Genomic DNA, 13974 nt, shown 5'->3' with positions numbered 1-13974 from the left:
ACAAAAAATTCAATAAACTCCGCGATTCGCGTGATGCTGCAGCGCAACAAACCGCAGTTTTCTGCCATTCTCGGGCAAAACCGCGGGAATCCGATGTCAAATGCTTTATTTGCCGATCGGGGATTTTCCGGCCTTGATCCAAGCCAGCCCCCCTACCTAAAAAGGTCGCTCCAGCGGGGCGAATCTCCCGCCGGACGCACACAGCAAGAGTGGCTTTCGAATCGGCGACGCCGGGGGGCGTTGCCGTGGGAGCTCAGTCTTGTGCCAGTTTCCGGGCCCTGTTTTTGGCCGCAATAAGAATAAGGGGGTGCCTTGGTGTCGAACAAGCCGATCAAAGGAGAAGCATATGCGTCTCCGGGTCAGCAGGCGGCCGATCCGCTTCAAGCGGCGTGGGAATCGATTCGTGCAGGGCTGCGCCGCGATTGCGGCGCGCGCACGTTCGACGGCTGGCTGCGTCCGATCGCGCTCGGCAATTTCGACGTCGACCACGGCACTCTCCGGCTGGAGCTTCCCTCCCAATTCATGGCTGAGTGGGTGCAAACCCATTTCGCCGAACGCCTGGCGCTGGCCTGGCGTGCGGCCGTGCCGACCATCCGCCACATCGTGATCGGAGTTGGGGCCGCTGCGCCGAAGACGGCCGCCGTCGTCGAAATCCCCGCGCCTCCGGTGGAGGAAGAGCCGGTGGTCGAGAAAGACGGCCTCTATGCGGTCGCCCTCGAGCCCCGCTACCGCTTCGACAGTTTCGTCATCGGCAAGGCGAACGAAGTCGCCTTCAACGCGGCGCGGACCCTCGCCACGGCCGAGAATGTCGCCTTCAACCCGCTTTTCCTTCATGGCGGGACCGGTCGCGGCAAGACCCATTTGCTCCACGCCATCGGGCATGAATTCCATCGCCAGCGGCCGCGGGCAAAGATCATCTACATGTCGGCCGAGAAGTTCATGGTCGAGTTCGTCGCGGCGCTTCGCGCCAACGAGACCATCCAGTTCAAGCAGCAGCTGCGTTCTGCCGACCTGCTGATGATCGACGACGTCCAGTTCATCGCCGGCAAGGAATCGACCCAGGAGGAATTCTTCCACACGATGAACGAGATCATCTCGGCCGGTCGCCGGCTGGTGATCTCGTCGGACCGCGCGCCGCAGGATCTCGACGGCATCGAGCCGCGCATCCTCTCGCGTCTGTCGTGGGGTCTCGTCGCCGACATCAACCAGGCGGACCTGGAACTCCGACTCAACATCATCCACAAGAAGCTCGAGGCGCTGCCGGACGTGCAGGTGCCCGAGGATGTGGTGATGTTCCTTGCGAAGCGGATCAACTCCAACGTCCGCGAGCTCGAGGGCGCGCTCAACCGCATCGCCGCTTATGCGGCGATGACCAACCGCGCGATCGACGTGGATTTCGTCAGCGAAGTGCTGGCATCCACCTTGCGCGCGAACCAGCGCCGGATTTCGATCGACGAGATCCAGACCCGGGTGTCCGAGCATTACCGGATCCGTAAGGCCGAGATGACCTCCGCGCGCCGGGCCCGCGAGGTCGCCCGCCCGCGCCAGGTGGCGATGTACCTGTCGAAGCAGCTGACCCCGCGCTCGCTGCCGGAGATCGGCCGCCGGTTCGGCGGGCGCGATCATACTACGGTGATCCATGCGGTTCGCCAGATCGAGAAACTGCGCGCCCAGGATCCGGAGCTCGATTCCGACATCCGCCTGCTGGTTCGCCAGCTCGAAGGCTGATTTGGGCGCATTGAACCCGCTGGTCGCCCTCGGTGTCGTGCTGGCGCTGGTCAGCGGGACGTTCGTCGCGCTGCAGCCGCCGACGAACGCGCTGATGGGGCGCGCGGTCAATTCTCCGGTCAACGCCGCCTTCGTGAGCTTTGCGGTAGGAACCGTCGCATTGCTGACGCTAGCGTTGGCGCTGGGGGTGCGGCCGAGCCTGCCGGCAGTCCGCGCGCTTCCCGTCTATGCCTGGTTCGGCGGCCTCTACGGCGCCTTTTTCGTGTTCGCCGGAGTCTTCGCCGCGCCGCGGCTCGGCATGGCCCTGTACATCGCGCTGCTGATCGCCGGTCAGCTCGGCATGTCGCTGCTGCTCGACCATGTCGGTGCGCTCGGCCTCGATCGTCAGCCGATCAGCGTCACACGGGTGCTCGGCGTCGTCGTGATCCTTGGCGGCGTGCTGCTCATCCGTCGCTGAAGGCCGAACGCGAAGAGGGCCGGTTTCCCGGCCCTCTCGTTGTCCAACTCTGTTCGGTTCAGCCCTTGCGCGGGGGCGGCGGCACCGTGATCTTCACCTGCTCGCCATTGTTGCCGGGGAAGCCGGTGAACATTGCCTCGACCAGGTTGGGAACCAGGGTCCGGAGGTCGTCGGTTCGCGAGCGCGCCTTGGCGGTCCCTTCGAACACCTTCTGGCCGTCCGATGCACGCCGGATGTCGAGATCCAGGAAGCTGTTGTAGACGGTGTAGACGTCGATATCGTCATAGCCGACGCCCCAGAAGGGATCGTCCCAGCCGAAATAGAAGGGGCTGCGACGGCCGTAATAGCCGAAGCGCGAATAATAAGGACGATAGCCCCAGCCGCCGAAGCCGCCCCAGCCGCGCCCGACACCGAAGCCGAAGGATGAGCGGAAGCCCGGCCGCTCGACGACCTGCTGACGACCGTCGTCGACGCCGTAATCGAGCGAGACGACGAGCGTGGCGGAGTCGCGCGAAGACGCTTCGCTATAGCCCTGCTCGATCAGGCTGCGGCGAACGAGATCGGCATATTGCGCGAATTCGAGGCCGCCGCGATCGGCGGGATCGGCGGCTTCGAGCACGAAGCTCTGACCCTGCGGGGCGGGCATTTGCTGAAATCGCGAGACCTTGGCGGGAAAGCCGGTGGCACACGCGCTCAGCGCCAAAAGCGCCGCCGGAGCGGCGAACGTGAGCAACTTCTTCGAGACAGACATTGAGACGCGACCTTTCAGACCGGAGCCGTATCGGTAACTCTATAGGAAACCGAAGCTTTTTAGAAGGTTCCGGCTGAATGCAGGCTGAAGGTATCAACTGACGCGGACACCCCGGGCGCAGTGCTCCGGAAAAGCCTTATCTTTGAAGGCCAAGCGCTTCATAGGCGCCCGCCAGAGTCGGGGCGCCGAGCGCCGCTGCGCGCGCGGACCCCTGCACCAGAATCGAATCAAGCTCCTCGGGGTTGGCGCGAAGCTCGTCGAGCCGGTTCTTGATCGGCCGCATCGTTTCGACCAGCAGATCGGCCAGCGCCGGTTTGAACGTGCCGAAGCCCTGCCCGGCGTAGCGATCGAGCACCACCTGGGCATCGCTGCCGGTCAGCGCCGCGAAGATCGCGACGAGGTTGCGCGCCTCGGGACGCCCCTCGAGACCATCGACGCTGTCGGGAAGCGGTTCGGCGTCGGTCTTGGCCTTGCGGATCTTCTGCGCGATCAAGTCGCTCTCGTCGTTGAGATTGACGCGGCTCATGTCCGACGCGTCGGATTTCGACATTTTCGCGGTGCCGTCCCGAAGCGACATCACTCGCGCGCCTGCCTTGCCGATCAAGGGCTCGGGCAGGGTGAAGAGGTCGACTTCGAAATCAGTGTTGAACTTGGCGGCGACGTCGCGGGCGAGTTCGAGATGCTGCTTCTGGTCCTCGCCGACCGGCACGTGCGTCGCCTGATAGAGGAGGACATCCGCGGCCATCAGGACGGGATAGGCGAACAGGCCGACGCTCGCCGCTTCCCGGTTCTTGCCGGATTTCTCCTTGAACTGGGTCATCCGGTTGAGCCAGCCGATACGGGCGGTGCCGTTGAGCAGCCAGGCGAGCTCGGCATGGGCGGGCACGCGAGCCTGGTTGAACAGGATCGAGCGGGCGGGATCGATACCGCAGGCGATCAGCGCAGCGGCCATCGCGCGAACGTTGTCGCGCAGCTCGGCCGGCGAGTTGTGCACGGTGATCGCGTGCAGATCGGCGAGGAAGAACAGGCACTCGCCTTCGGCCTGCATCTCGACCCAGCGCTTGATCGCGCCGAGATAGTTGCCGAGGTGCAGATTGCCGGTGGGCTGGATCCCGGAAACGATGCGCATCGGGCGAGGGGAGGGATCAACCGGCATCTTGAACGGGCCTCTTACGGCGAAGGAGAGACTTGAAGGCCTGCTTGTCGACACCTCCGAGCATCCAGGCCAATGGGAAATAGACGCCGAGCCCAGCGCCGACGATCGCTACCACGCCGATCATCCGCTGCGCGACGTTGCCGGTGAACCAGTCCGCAAGGGCGAAGTGCACGGCCAGCAGGGCGGCAACCATCGCCGCGGCGGCGATCAGCTGCCGCGCGATCCGGCTCGCGAGCCACGCCTCGATCCGGAAATGCCCGCGACGATGCAGGATCACGTAGAGAATGACGCAGTTCAGCCAGCTGGCGATCGCGATCGCGGCGGCAAGGCCTGCGATCCCGAAGGGCGGGATCAGCACGAAATTGAGAACGACGTTCGCGATCAGCACGAACGCCGCCGTCTTGACCGGGGTCGCCGTGTCCTGCCGCGAGTAGAAGCCGGGCGTCAAAACCTTCACCAGCACGTAGGCCGGAAGGCCGAGCACGATGATGCTGAGCACGAGCGCGGTGATCCGGACGTCCTCCGGGGTGAACTCGCCGCCCTGGAACAGAGCGCCGATCAACGGCCCCGAAGCCACGCACAGCGCCAGAGCCGCGGGAAGGCAGAGCAGCATCGCCAGCTCGGCCGCTTCGCCCTGAATGCGCGCGGCCTTGGCCGGCTCGCCTGCGCCCACGTAACGGCTGACCTGCGGCAGGATCGCCGTACCCAAAGCGGCACCGATCACGCCCAGCGGGAGCTGGTTCAATCGATCCGCATAGTTGAACCAGCTCATCGCGCCGGTGCCGATGCGCGTCAGGAAGAAGGTGTCGATGAAGGCGCTGATCTGATAGACGCCGGCGCCCAGCGTAGCCGGGATGACCACGCGCACGAACTGGCGCACGCCCGGCGTGACGCGAGGGCGCCTGAGCTTCAGCGCGATACCGGCGCGACGGGACGCGACGATCAGCAGGGCGAGCTGGATCACGCCGCCGACGGTGACCCCGATCGCGAGGGCCGTCGCAGTCAATGCTCCGCCTTCCGGCACCAGAAGCATTGCCGCGAGCATCGACAGGTTCAGCAAGGCGGGGGCGAAGGCGGCCGCGGTGAAGCGTGCCAGGCTGTTCAGGATTCCCGAGAACAGCGACACCAGGCTGATCAGAAGCAGATAGGGAAAAGTAATCCGGGTGAGGAAGGTGGCGAGGGCCAGCTTCTCGCCGGAATAGCCGGAGATCGCCGCCACGAAGAGCGGCATGATGATCTCGAACGCGAGCGTGAACAGCACCAGCGTCGGCAGAAAGACGCCGAGCACTTCTTCGGAGAACTTCCGCGCCTCTTCCTCGCCGGCTTCGCCATGGTAGCGTTGACTGAACAACGGCACGAAGCCGGCGGAGAAGGCTCCCTCGCCGAACAGGCGGCGAAAGGTGTTCGGCAGCCGGAAGGCGACGAAGAAGGCGTCGGCCGCTGCGCTGGCGCCCATGATGCGAGACATCAGCATCTCGCGCGCGAAACCAGCGACGCGGCTCACCATGGTGAGCCCGCCGATCGTGCCTACGGCTTTCCAGATATTCACTGGGCGTACGTCCGCGTTGCGATCAAGCCTCGCCGCCGATCTCGTCCGCGGTGACTCCGCCCTCGCCGGCGAGATGCTGCGCCATGCGTTGCATGAACAGGGCGCCGAAATCGATCGGCTCGAGCAGCAGCGGCGGGAAGCCGCCATCCTGAATCACATGGTTGACGATCTGGCGCGCGAAGGGGAACAGGATCCGCGGCGCTTCGGCGAGCAGGAACGGCTGGACCTGCTCGGCCGGGACGTTCCGCATGCCGACCAGGCCGGCATAGAGCAGGTCGACAACGAAGGCGGTCTGTCCTTCGAAGGTCGAGCGAACCTCGATTTTAAGAGCGACTTCGTGGATTTCGTCGTTGAGCTGGGTCGCACCGATGTTGAAGTCTACGCCGATCTGCGGCTGGCCCTGCCATTGGTAGACTGCCGGGGCGTTCGGATTCTCGAACGAGAGATCCTTCACATATTGCGAAATGATGCCCGCCTGCGGCGTTTCGTCGGCACCGTTCGCCAATTGGTCAAACGCGCCTTCCGCGCCCTGCTCTTCGGCCATGATGTCTTGCTTTCGATTACGGATGGATGCCGTCCGCGAGCGCCGCGGCCGTGCCGGGGGCGGGTAGCAGGAGCGCAGGAGCCACGCAACATGAGGAACGTTCCCGTGGCAGGCGGCGATATGGAACCGCGACGCATTTGAAACCTTCAGCTTGTGTGCCTATGTAGGACGCTGTTCTTCCCGGAGATGAGCGTGACGATCGAGATTGTGCTTCTGGCGATGGTAGCCCTGTTCGTGGGGCTGCGCCTCTATTCGGTGCTCGGGCGCCGCACGGGGCACGAGCAGCAGCCGATCCTGCGCCCGGCCGACACTGCGCCCGCCGCCGAGGCTTCGGTCCCCTTGGGCGAGCAGAGCGCCGAGCGTCCCGAAACGAGCGGCCTCGTTTACGAGGACACGGCAGCTTCGGGGATCCGGGCAATCGTCTCCGCCGATCCTGCGTTCGACGTGAGTCGCTTCGTCGAGGGGTCGCAAGCCGCCTATCGGATGATCCTGGAAGCGTTCTGGCGCGGCGACCGCGAGGATCTGCGCTTCCTGACCGGGCCCGAGGTGTATGGCACGTTCGACTCGGCGATTGCCGCCCGCGAGGAATCCGGTGAGGTTCTCGACAACCGGCTGGTGTCGATCGAGCGTGCGGTCATCCAGGACGCGCGGTTGAGCGGCCGCACTGCCGAGATCGACGTCCGCTTCGACGCCGACATCGCCGCGGTGACTCGTGATCGGGAGGGCAACGTCATTGCTGGCACGCTGACCGATGCTATCCCGACGCACGACGTCTGGACCTTCCGTCGTACGCTGGGCAGCCAGGATCCGAACTGGCTGCTGGTCGAGACCGACGAAGCCTGAGGTCGACGCCTTCCGGCAACACGCACGCTTTCCTTGAAGCAGCGGGGAGGGTTATGCCTTTCCCGTGTCCATGTCCGAATCGCAGCGCCGCCCAGCGGCTCCTCCGCGCCGACGGCGCGCGAAACCAATCCGCCATCTGCCCTCGCTGATTGCGATGCTGGTTGCGCTCGCCAGCTGCAGCCCGCGGATCGTGCCGCCGGTGACCACGCCGCCGCCGGCGGAACCACCCAAACCACAAACGGCGGCCGAGACCGGCGTCAGGGCGGGTCCGGCGATCGACACGGTGGCCCCAACGGAGATCGAGGCGGCGCACGCCGCATTCCGGATATCCTGCCCGGCGGTCAGCAAGCGACAGGACGCGAGCGGCCTAACACGACCTCAGGACTGGGCTGCCGCGTGCGCCGGTCTCCCGGCTCCCGGGAATGGAGCGGCCCTTGTGGCCTGGTTTCGATCGGCCTTCGAGCTGATCGAAGTCGCCGACGGTACCGCCTTCGTCACCGGCTATTTCGAGCCGGAGATTGCCGGATCGCGCGTATCCGGACCGGGGTTCGAGGTGCCGGTATACCGCAAGCCGCCGGATCTCGTGGAGGTGGACGCGGCTGCGGCGGCCGCCGCCGGCACGTTGCGGCGCGGACGGCTCGAAAACGGGGTGATCGTGCCTTATTACGATCGCACCGAGATCGAGGACGGCGCGCTGGCCGGCCGCGGCCTCGAGATCGCCTGGGCCGCCGACCCGATCGACTTCTTCTTTCTTCAGATCCAGGGCTCTGGTCGCCTGCGCCTGCCGGACGGCGGCGTCATGCGGATCGGCTATGCCGGCCAGAATGGCCGCGACTATGTCGGTATCGGCAAATTGATGAAGGACCGTGGACTGCTCGGCCCGGGTCAGACCAGCATGCAGGGGATCGTCGCCTGGCTTCGGGAGCATCCGGAGGAAGGGCGCGCGATCATGCGCGAGAATAAAAGCTACGTCTTCTTCCAGGAACTGACCGGACCGGGGCCGCTGGGCGCGCTCGGCCTGCCGGTGACACCGCGGCGGACCGTCGCCGCCGATCCGAAATTCGTGCCTCTGGGCGCGCCCGTCCTGCTGCAGCTCGATCGCCCGGAAGCGAGCGGCCTGTGGGTCGCCCAGGACACCGGCGGTGCGATCAAGGGCGCCAACCGTTTCGACACGTTCTGGGGGGCCGGGGCGGAGGCGGCACGCGTCGCGGGCGGGATGCAGGGAAAAGGGCGCGCGCTCATCGTCGTTCCCAAGGGTACATTGGCCAGGCTCGGTGCGCCGGCTCAGCCCTGACGAGCAGCAGCTTTGGGCCAAGGTGGTGGCGAGCGTTCGGCCGATCCGGCCGAAGCCGCTCGGCGCCGTGCCCGGGCCGGCCGCCGCGGCGACACCCGTCGAGCCGGTGCCGGTGGCGCCGCCAAAGCTGCCACGCGGCCGGCGACCCGCCGAGCGTCCCGCAGCGGTGGCGCGGCCGGCGCCAACCCCGACGCCCTCGCACGAATCGACCCTGGACGGGAGCTGGGATCGACGCTTGTCACGCGGACTCGCGCAGCCTGATTACGTGCTCGATCTCCACGGCCACAATCTGGCGACCGCCTATGATCTGCTCGACAGCCGCCTGGAAATGGCGATCGGCGCCGGAGCCCGGCTGCTCCTGTTGATCACCGGCAAGCCGCCGGGCCCGGCACGGCCCGTGCAACGCGGCGCCATCCGGGCAGCCGTCGGAGACTGGCTCGCATCCTCGCGCCATGCCCGCGACATCGCCGCGGTGCGCAATGCGCATCCCCGGCACGGGGGCGCCGGCGCGCTCTACATCATCCTCCGCCGGAGGCGCTGAGCGGCTGCCGGCCATCGGCGCTCACCAATTGGTAACCGGAGCAGCCTATGCTCAGCCTGTAGACGTGTTTCCGGGAGAGAGCGCGTCCGAGGCACGAAGGGGCCGGCGGCAGCATGCGGGGGAGCTTGAGCAGGATCGGCAACGGCTTTCTCGCGATCTTCGCGGGGATCGCCTCTTTCGTCCTGACGCTGCTCGGCTTTCTCCTGCTGTCCCGAATCGATCAGCAGATCGTCGGATCGCTGTTCATCGGATTGTTTGCGCTGCTCATCGTGCGGATCGCAACCGAGCGGCCGAACACGCGCCATGCCAAAGCGGTGGCGGCCTTGATCGATCGGCTGCTCGCGGTCGGCCGCGGCGATCTGAATTCGCCCGCGCCCAATATCCTGCGCACCGAGATGCCTGCGCTCGCCGGTGCCGTCGACGGCCTGTTCGAGCAGGTTCGCACCAGCCTCGACAATTTTCAGACGATGGCGATGTACGACCCGGTGACATCGCTCCCCAACCGACTGCACTTTCGCAGAGAAGCGGAACGGATGCTCGGTGTCCGGCGGCCGGATCAACTGTCGGCCCTGCTGTTTATCGATCTCGATGGCTTCAAGGAGGTCAATGACCGTCTCGGTCACGCCCAGGGCGATCAGGTGCTGACCATGGTCGCCAATCGCCTTCGCGACGTCGTCACCAGCGAGACGATTTCCGGCAGTCTCGTGCCGCCGTTACTCGCCCGGCTCGCGGGGGACGAATTCACCTTGCTGCTCCCCGCCGTACCGAGCCGTGAGGAAGCGCTGCGGATCGCCGAGAAGGGATTGCTTGCGCTCTGCGAGCCGTTTCGCTGCGGCGGGCAGACCAGCCAGATGGGTGCGTCCATCGGCATAGCCCTCTGTCCGGACGACGTACCGGATCTGACCGGGTTGATGAAGGCCGCCGACCGGGCGATGTACCATGCCAAGGCCAGCGGGCGTTCGCGGGTCTGCTTCTACGATGCCGACCTGGCCAAAGCCGCCCGGGAGCGAGACCGGATCGAGGAGGCTCTCGCCCATGCGATCAAGCGTCGCGAACTGGAGCTCGTCTTCCGGCCGGAATTGTGCCTCAGAACCGGGGCGCTGCTCGCCGGCGAAGCGCTGGTGCAATGGCGCGCAGCGGACCGCGCGCCGATCCTCGTTCAGGAATTGAGCGGACTGGCGGTCGATCCGATGCTTGCCGCGGCGATCTGCGACTGGACGCTCGAGGCGGCCGCGATGACGAGTGCGCGCTGGCGGGCGGCCGGCCTGGGGCAACGGCTCAGCATCGCTTTGCCGGGGAGCCTGATCGACGGCGATGATCTTGCCGAGCGATTGGAAGGCGCGTTCGCGCTCGCGGGACCCGAACCGTGGCTCGTCGAGCTCGAGCTCCCGCACGATCAATTGGCACGATGCCCGGCAAACATCCGTGCACAGCTCGAGCGGCTCCGTCGGCGCGGCATGTCCATCGCGCTTTACGGTCTGGGTTCGGGGGAGACCAACCTTGCCGCGCTCGGAGCCTTTCCGACGGAGCGGGTCAAGCTGGATGGGTCCCTCGTCGCCGATATCGATCTGTCCGACCGGGCACGTACGATCCTCGCGACCCTGGTGCACCTGCTTCACGCACTCGGCTGCGTGGTGGTTGCGGCACCGGTCGCGCGGCAGGAGCAGCTCGAGGTCCTGCGCGCCGTCGGCTGCGATGCTGTTCAGGGCTTCTTCGGGGCGGAGCCGATGAGCGAACAGGCATTCATCGACTGGATCGTCTCTCAGGAGGGCGCTCGCAACTTCGCTCAGGCGGCGGATGCGAGCGCGGCCTCGATGATGCGCGCATAGATCCTGGCCAACGCCCTTATGTCGTCGACGGCGGCGGCTTCGTCGAGCTTGTGCATCGTCGCGTTCGGCAGACCAAAATCGATCACTGGGCAGAGTGCAATGAGAAAGCGGCCATCCGACGTGCCGCCGCTCGTGGACAAGGTCGGTTTGATGCCCGTCTCGGCGCGGATCGCTTCGGAGACCAGCGTATGGAGCGGCCCCGGAGGGGTCAGGAAGGATTCCCCCGAAATCTTCGCCTCGACGATGGCGCCTGGTGCGACCTGCTCCGCAATCTGCCGAACTCGCGCGATCAGATCCTCGCCGCGATGTAGGTTGTTGAAGCGGATGTTGAGCTGCGCTGTCGCCGAACCCGGGATGATGTTGGTGGCGCGACTGGCGGTGTCGAGTGCGGTAATTTCAAGGTTCGAGGCCTGGAACGAGTCCGTGCCGTCGTCGAGGTGCAGCGCGTCGAGCGCGGCGATGATTCGGGCCAGCTTTGGCACCGGGTTGTCGGCATGCTGCGGGTAGGCGACATGGCCCTGGATACCTGGCACGGTGATCCACATGTTGACAGTGCCACGGCGTCCGACTTTCACCACGTCGCCAAGCCGGTTCTCGGAGGTCGGCTCTCCGATCACGATCATGTCCGGCCTGATCGCCCGCTCTTCCAGCCAGGCCATGATCGCCTTGGTTCCGTAGACCGCAGGCCCTTCTTCGTCGCCGGTGATCAACAGGCTGACGGTTCCCTTATGGTCCGTCACTGCGGCGCAGGCGGCGACGAAAGCAGCTACGCCGCCCTTCATGTCGACCACGCCGCGACCGTAAAGGACACCGTCCGCAATCTCGGGTTCGAACGGATCTCCCCGCCAGCCGTTACCCGGTGGAACCACGTCGAGGTGGCCGGCAAAGGCGAAATGGGGCGCCCCCCTGCCGCGGATCGCGACCATGTTCTCGACCGGACCTTCCGGCGGGGTGCCGGACACGAAGCGGTGCACCGTGAAGCCGAGCGGCGTCAGGGCCTCCTCCAGCACGTCGAAAACGCCGGCGGAATGCGGCGTGATGCTGGGGCAGGCGATCAGCCTTGCGGCGAGGTCCACGGGATCGATTGCGCGCGTCATCGCGGTTCGACTAGCAAGCGTGCATCGCCTTCACCAGTGAAAGACAGCCGATGCCGAAGATCGACCTCGACACGATCCCGCAGACCAACCGAACGGGTTATCCGCAGCCTTACGCCGCACCGATGGACAAGCGTCTGTACAGACGCGTGGCTCCGGCGGCGGGGATCGAGGATTTCGGTGTCAGTCATGTCGTGCTTAAGCCGGGCGGTATTTCGAGCCAGCGTCACTGGCACGAGGGGGAGGACGAGTTCGTCGTCATGCTCGCCGGAGAGGCGGTGCTGGTCGAAGAGGGAAACGAGACGATGCTTCGCCCTGGCGACTGCGCCGCCTTCCCGAAAGGCGTGGCCAATGGCCATCATCTCGTCAACCGCTCGGAGGCGGACTGCGTCTTCATCGCCATCGGCAAACCGGCGACGACCGATTGCCATTACCCCGGTATCGACATGCGGCTCGATGCGGCGAGCGGCCGCTACCTGCACGAGGACGGCACGCCTTATTGAGTGGCGTTGGTGGCCTCTTCATATTTCTCGATCACCCACGGCTCCTCCTGCGCGGCTTCGAGCCATTCCTGCAGCCAGGGGTGGGACAGCATCGCGTCCATATAGGCGGCGGCGAAGCGCGGCACCGGAATGGAATAGGTGACGAACCGCATCACCACCGGGGCGAACATGATGTCGACGGCGCCGAAAGTGCCGAACAGATACGGCCCGCCGCTGCCGTGACGCGCCCGTGCCTGGGCCCACAGCTCGAAGATTCGCACCAGTTCGGCGCGAACATCGTCGGAAAGCTGCTTGGCGGGAAGCCGCTTGCGCAGGTTCATCGGGCATTCGCGGCGCAGGTTCTCGTAGCTGGAATGCATTTCCGCCGCCATCGAACGCGCCATGCCGCGCGCGACCTCGTCCTTGGGCCAGTAGCGGTCCCGGTCGGTCTTGTCGGCCAGCCACTCGACGATCGCCAAACTGTCCCAGATGACGGCCTTGTCGTCCCACAGAATCGGGACCTTGCCGCCGGACGGCGCGAATTCCTGGCCGGCGCGACGCTTTTCCCATTCCTCGTCGAACATGGGGACGGTGATCTCTTCGTATGGCAGCCCGGACTGCCTGACCGCGAGCCAGCCGCGCAGCGACCATGATGAGTACGCCTTGTTGCCGATGATGAGCTTAAGCATCGTGCCTCCCACGCCTGACCTGCACACCGAGTGTTCGACCCGCTTTAGAGTTCCATCCGGCCTTCGGTCCAGTCGTCCGCGCGATCACCCGCGAAGGCCCGCGGGGCAAAAGAAAAGGCCGCCGACCCGATCGGGTCGACGGCCTCCTCCGATGCTTGGCGCGAAGGCTCAGGCCTGCGATGCGGCCTCGCCGTCGGCACCACCGGTGTCGTCGGTGTCGGTCGGGATCTCGCCCGGCTCGGCATTCGGATCACGCTCTTCGGTGAAGCCGGCTTCGCCGCGGTCGAACATCGCCGCCATGACGTCGACGCCCTGCGCCTGAAGCTCCGCTTCTTCCGGCGAGCGAGCAACGTTGACGCGGATCGTCACCGACACTTCCGGGTGGAGGGCAATGCGAACGTCCTGCATGCCGATCGCCTTGATCGGGCGATCGAGGACGATCTGGTTCTTGGCGACCTTGTGGCCGTCAGCTTCCAGCGCCTCTGCGAGATCGCGCGCGGACACCGATCCGTACAACTGCCCGGTGTTCGACGCCTGGCGGATGAGCTGGATGGTGACGCCGTCGATCCCGGTCGCATCCTTCTGGGCGACCGAGCGACGCTCGGCGTTCTGGGTTTCGATGCGCTCACGATTGGCTTCGAAAACCTTGCGGTTCGCGTCGTTCGCGCGCAGCGCCTTGCCGTTGGGAAGGAGGAAGTTGCGGGCAAAGCCGTTCTTCACCTTCACCACGTCGCCGATGGCGCCGAGCTTCTCGATTCTCTCGAGCAGAATGACTTCCATTGCTCGCGCTCCTTATTTCACGACGTAGGGGAGGAGGCCGAGATGGCGGGCGCGCTTGATCGCCTGGGCGAGTTCGCGCTGCTTCTTGGCCGAAACCGCAGTGATGCGGCTGGGAACGATCTTGCCGCGCTCAGAGACGAAGCCCTGGAGCAGGCGAACGTCCTTGTAGTCGATCCGGGGAGCGTCCTTGCCCGAAAAAGGGCAGCTCTTGCGGCGGCGGAAAAATGGGCGTGCCAT

General features: G+C 65.7%; 15 protein-coding genes. 7 read left to right on the top strand and 8 right to left on the bottom strand.

Annotated features, from left to right (window positions below; all coding sequences use genetic code 11):
* Positions 1–315: 315 nt before the first annotated feature.
* Positions 316–1728 carry a chromosomal replication initiator protein DnaA gene (gene dnaA / locus ETR14_RS25455; protein ID WP_243455685.1) on the top strand — a complete coding sequence of 471 codons (1413 nt, stop codon included), beginning with the start codon at positions 316–318 and terminating at the stop codon, positions 1726–1728.
* 1 nt (position 1729) lies between these two features.
* Entirely contained in the window at positions 1730–2185 is a 456-nt protein-coding gene (locus tag ETR14_RS25450; protein WP_206185915.1) for a DMT family transporter, read from the top strand.
* 58 nt (positions 2186–2243) lie between these two features.
* On the opposite strand, the gene ETR14_RS25445 is transcribed toward ETR14_RS25450, so the two are convergent.
* From ETR14_RS25445 to secB, 4 genes are all read right to left on the bottom strand, one after another.
* Complete coding sequence (locus tag ETR14_RS25445) at positions 2244–2936, bottom strand: DUF4136 domain-containing protein (protein WP_129390747.1); 693 nt, start codon at positions 2934–2936, stop codon at positions 2244–2246.
* 136 nt (positions 2937–3072) lie between these two features.
* Positions 3073–4065 carry a tryptophan--tRNA ligase gene (gene trpS / locus ETR14_RS25440; protein WP_129390744.1) on the bottom strand — a complete coding sequence of 331 codons (993 nt, stop codon included), beginning with the start codon at positions 4063–4065 and terminating at the stop codon, positions 3073–3075.
* 16 nt (positions 4066–4081) lie between these two features.
* Positions 4082–5641 (bottom strand): murein biosynthesis integral membrane protein MurJ, encoded by a 1560-nt coding sequence (murJ, locus tag ETR14_RS25435; protein WP_129390741.1) that lies wholly within the window; start codon positions 5639–5641, stop codon positions 4082–4084.
* A 22-nt stretch (positions 5642–5663) separates the two neighbouring features.
* Complete coding sequence (gene secB, locus ETR14_RS25430; protein ID WP_129390738.1) at positions 5664–6185, bottom strand: protein-export chaperone SecB; 522 nt, start codon at positions 6183–6185, stop codon at positions 5664–5666.
* A 219-nt stretch (positions 6186–6404) separates the two neighbouring features.
* On the opposite strand from secB, the gene ETR14_RS25425 reads away from it, so the two are divergent.
* The 4 genes from ETR14_RS25425 (at position 6405) to ETR14_RS25410 (ending at position 10692) form a co-directional block, all read left to right on the top strand.
* Positions 6405–7028, top strand: coding sequence for a Tim44/TimA family putative adaptor protein (locus ETR14_RS25425; RefSeq protein ID WP_371416845.1), 624 nt, complete (start codon positions 6405–6407; stop codon positions 7026–7028).
* A 154-nt stretch (positions 7029–7182) separates the two neighbouring features.
* On the top strand, positions 7183–8322 hold the full coding sequence (locus ETR14_RS25420; protein WP_243455684.1) for a murein transglycosylase A: 1140 nt from the start codon (positions 7183–7185) through the stop codon (positions 8320–8322).
* Entirely contained in the window at positions 8303–8863 is a 561-nt protein-coding gene (locus ETR14_RS25415; protein ID WP_129390729.1) for a Smr/MutS family protein, read from the top strand. Before ETR14_RS25420 ends, ETR14_RS25415 begins: the two co-directional genes overlap by 20 nt.
* A gap of 125 nt (positions 8864–8988) precedes the next feature.
* Positions 8989–10692, top strand: a complete 1704-nt coding sequence (locus ETR14_RS25410; protein ID WP_165356612.1) for a bifunctional diguanylate cyclase/phosphodiesterase — start codon at positions 8989–8991, stop codon at positions 10690–10692.
* Here ETR14_RS25410 and dapE read toward each other — a convergent pair.
* The gene (dapE, locus tag ETR14_RS25405) at positions 10650–11789 is read right to left on the bottom strand and encodes a succinyl-diaminopimelate desuccinylase (RefSeq protein ID WP_129390724.1); all 1140 of its coding nucleotides are present in this window, start codon (positions 11787–11789) and stop codon (positions 10650–10652) included. The genes ETR14_RS25410 and dapE overlap by 43 nt on opposite strands.
* A gap of 50 nt (positions 11790–11839) precedes the next feature.
* Here dapE and ETR14_RS25400 point away from each other — a divergent pair, with 50 nt between their 5' ends.
* A complete protein-coding gene (locus ETR14_RS25400) occupies positions 11840–12289 on the top strand; it encodes a cupin domain-containing protein (RefSeq protein ID WP_129390721.1) in 450 nt (149 codons plus the stop codon).
* Here ETR14_RS25400 and ETR14_RS25395 read toward each other — a convergent pair.
* The 3 genes from ETR14_RS25395 to rpsR all read right to left on the bottom strand — a co-directional run bounded on the left by ETR14_RS25395 (position 12283) and on the right by rpsR (position 13974).
* The gene (locus tag ETR14_RS25395) at positions 12283–12957 is read right to left on the bottom strand and encodes a glutathione S-transferase family protein (RefSeq protein ID WP_129390718.1); all 675 of its coding nucleotides are present in this window, start codon (positions 12955–12957) and stop codon (positions 12283–12285) included. The genes ETR14_RS25400 and ETR14_RS25395 overlap by 7 nt on opposite strands.
* A 168-nt stretch (positions 12958–13125) precedes the next feature.
* On the bottom strand, positions 13126–13737 hold the full coding sequence (gene rplI / locus ETR14_RS25390) for a 50S ribosomal protein L9 (protein ID WP_129390715.1): 612 nt from the start codon (positions 13735–13737) through the stop codon (positions 13126–13128).
* Positions 13738–13749: 12 nt separating this feature from the next.
* Entirely contained in the window at positions 13750–13974 is a 225-nt protein-coding gene (gene rpsR, locus ETR14_RS25385; protein WP_085218763.1) for a 30S ribosomal protein S18, read from the bottom strand.

Origin of the sequence: Sphingosinicella sp. BN140058, from assembly GCF_004135585.1 — a bacterium.
In the GTDB taxonomy this organism is placed as follows: Bacteria; Pseudomonadota; Alphaproteobacteria; order Sphingomonadales; family Sphingomonadaceae; genus Allosphingosinicella.
Note: the sequence above shows the minus strand (reverse complement) of the source record. Positions and strands in the feature narration are given on the sequence as shown.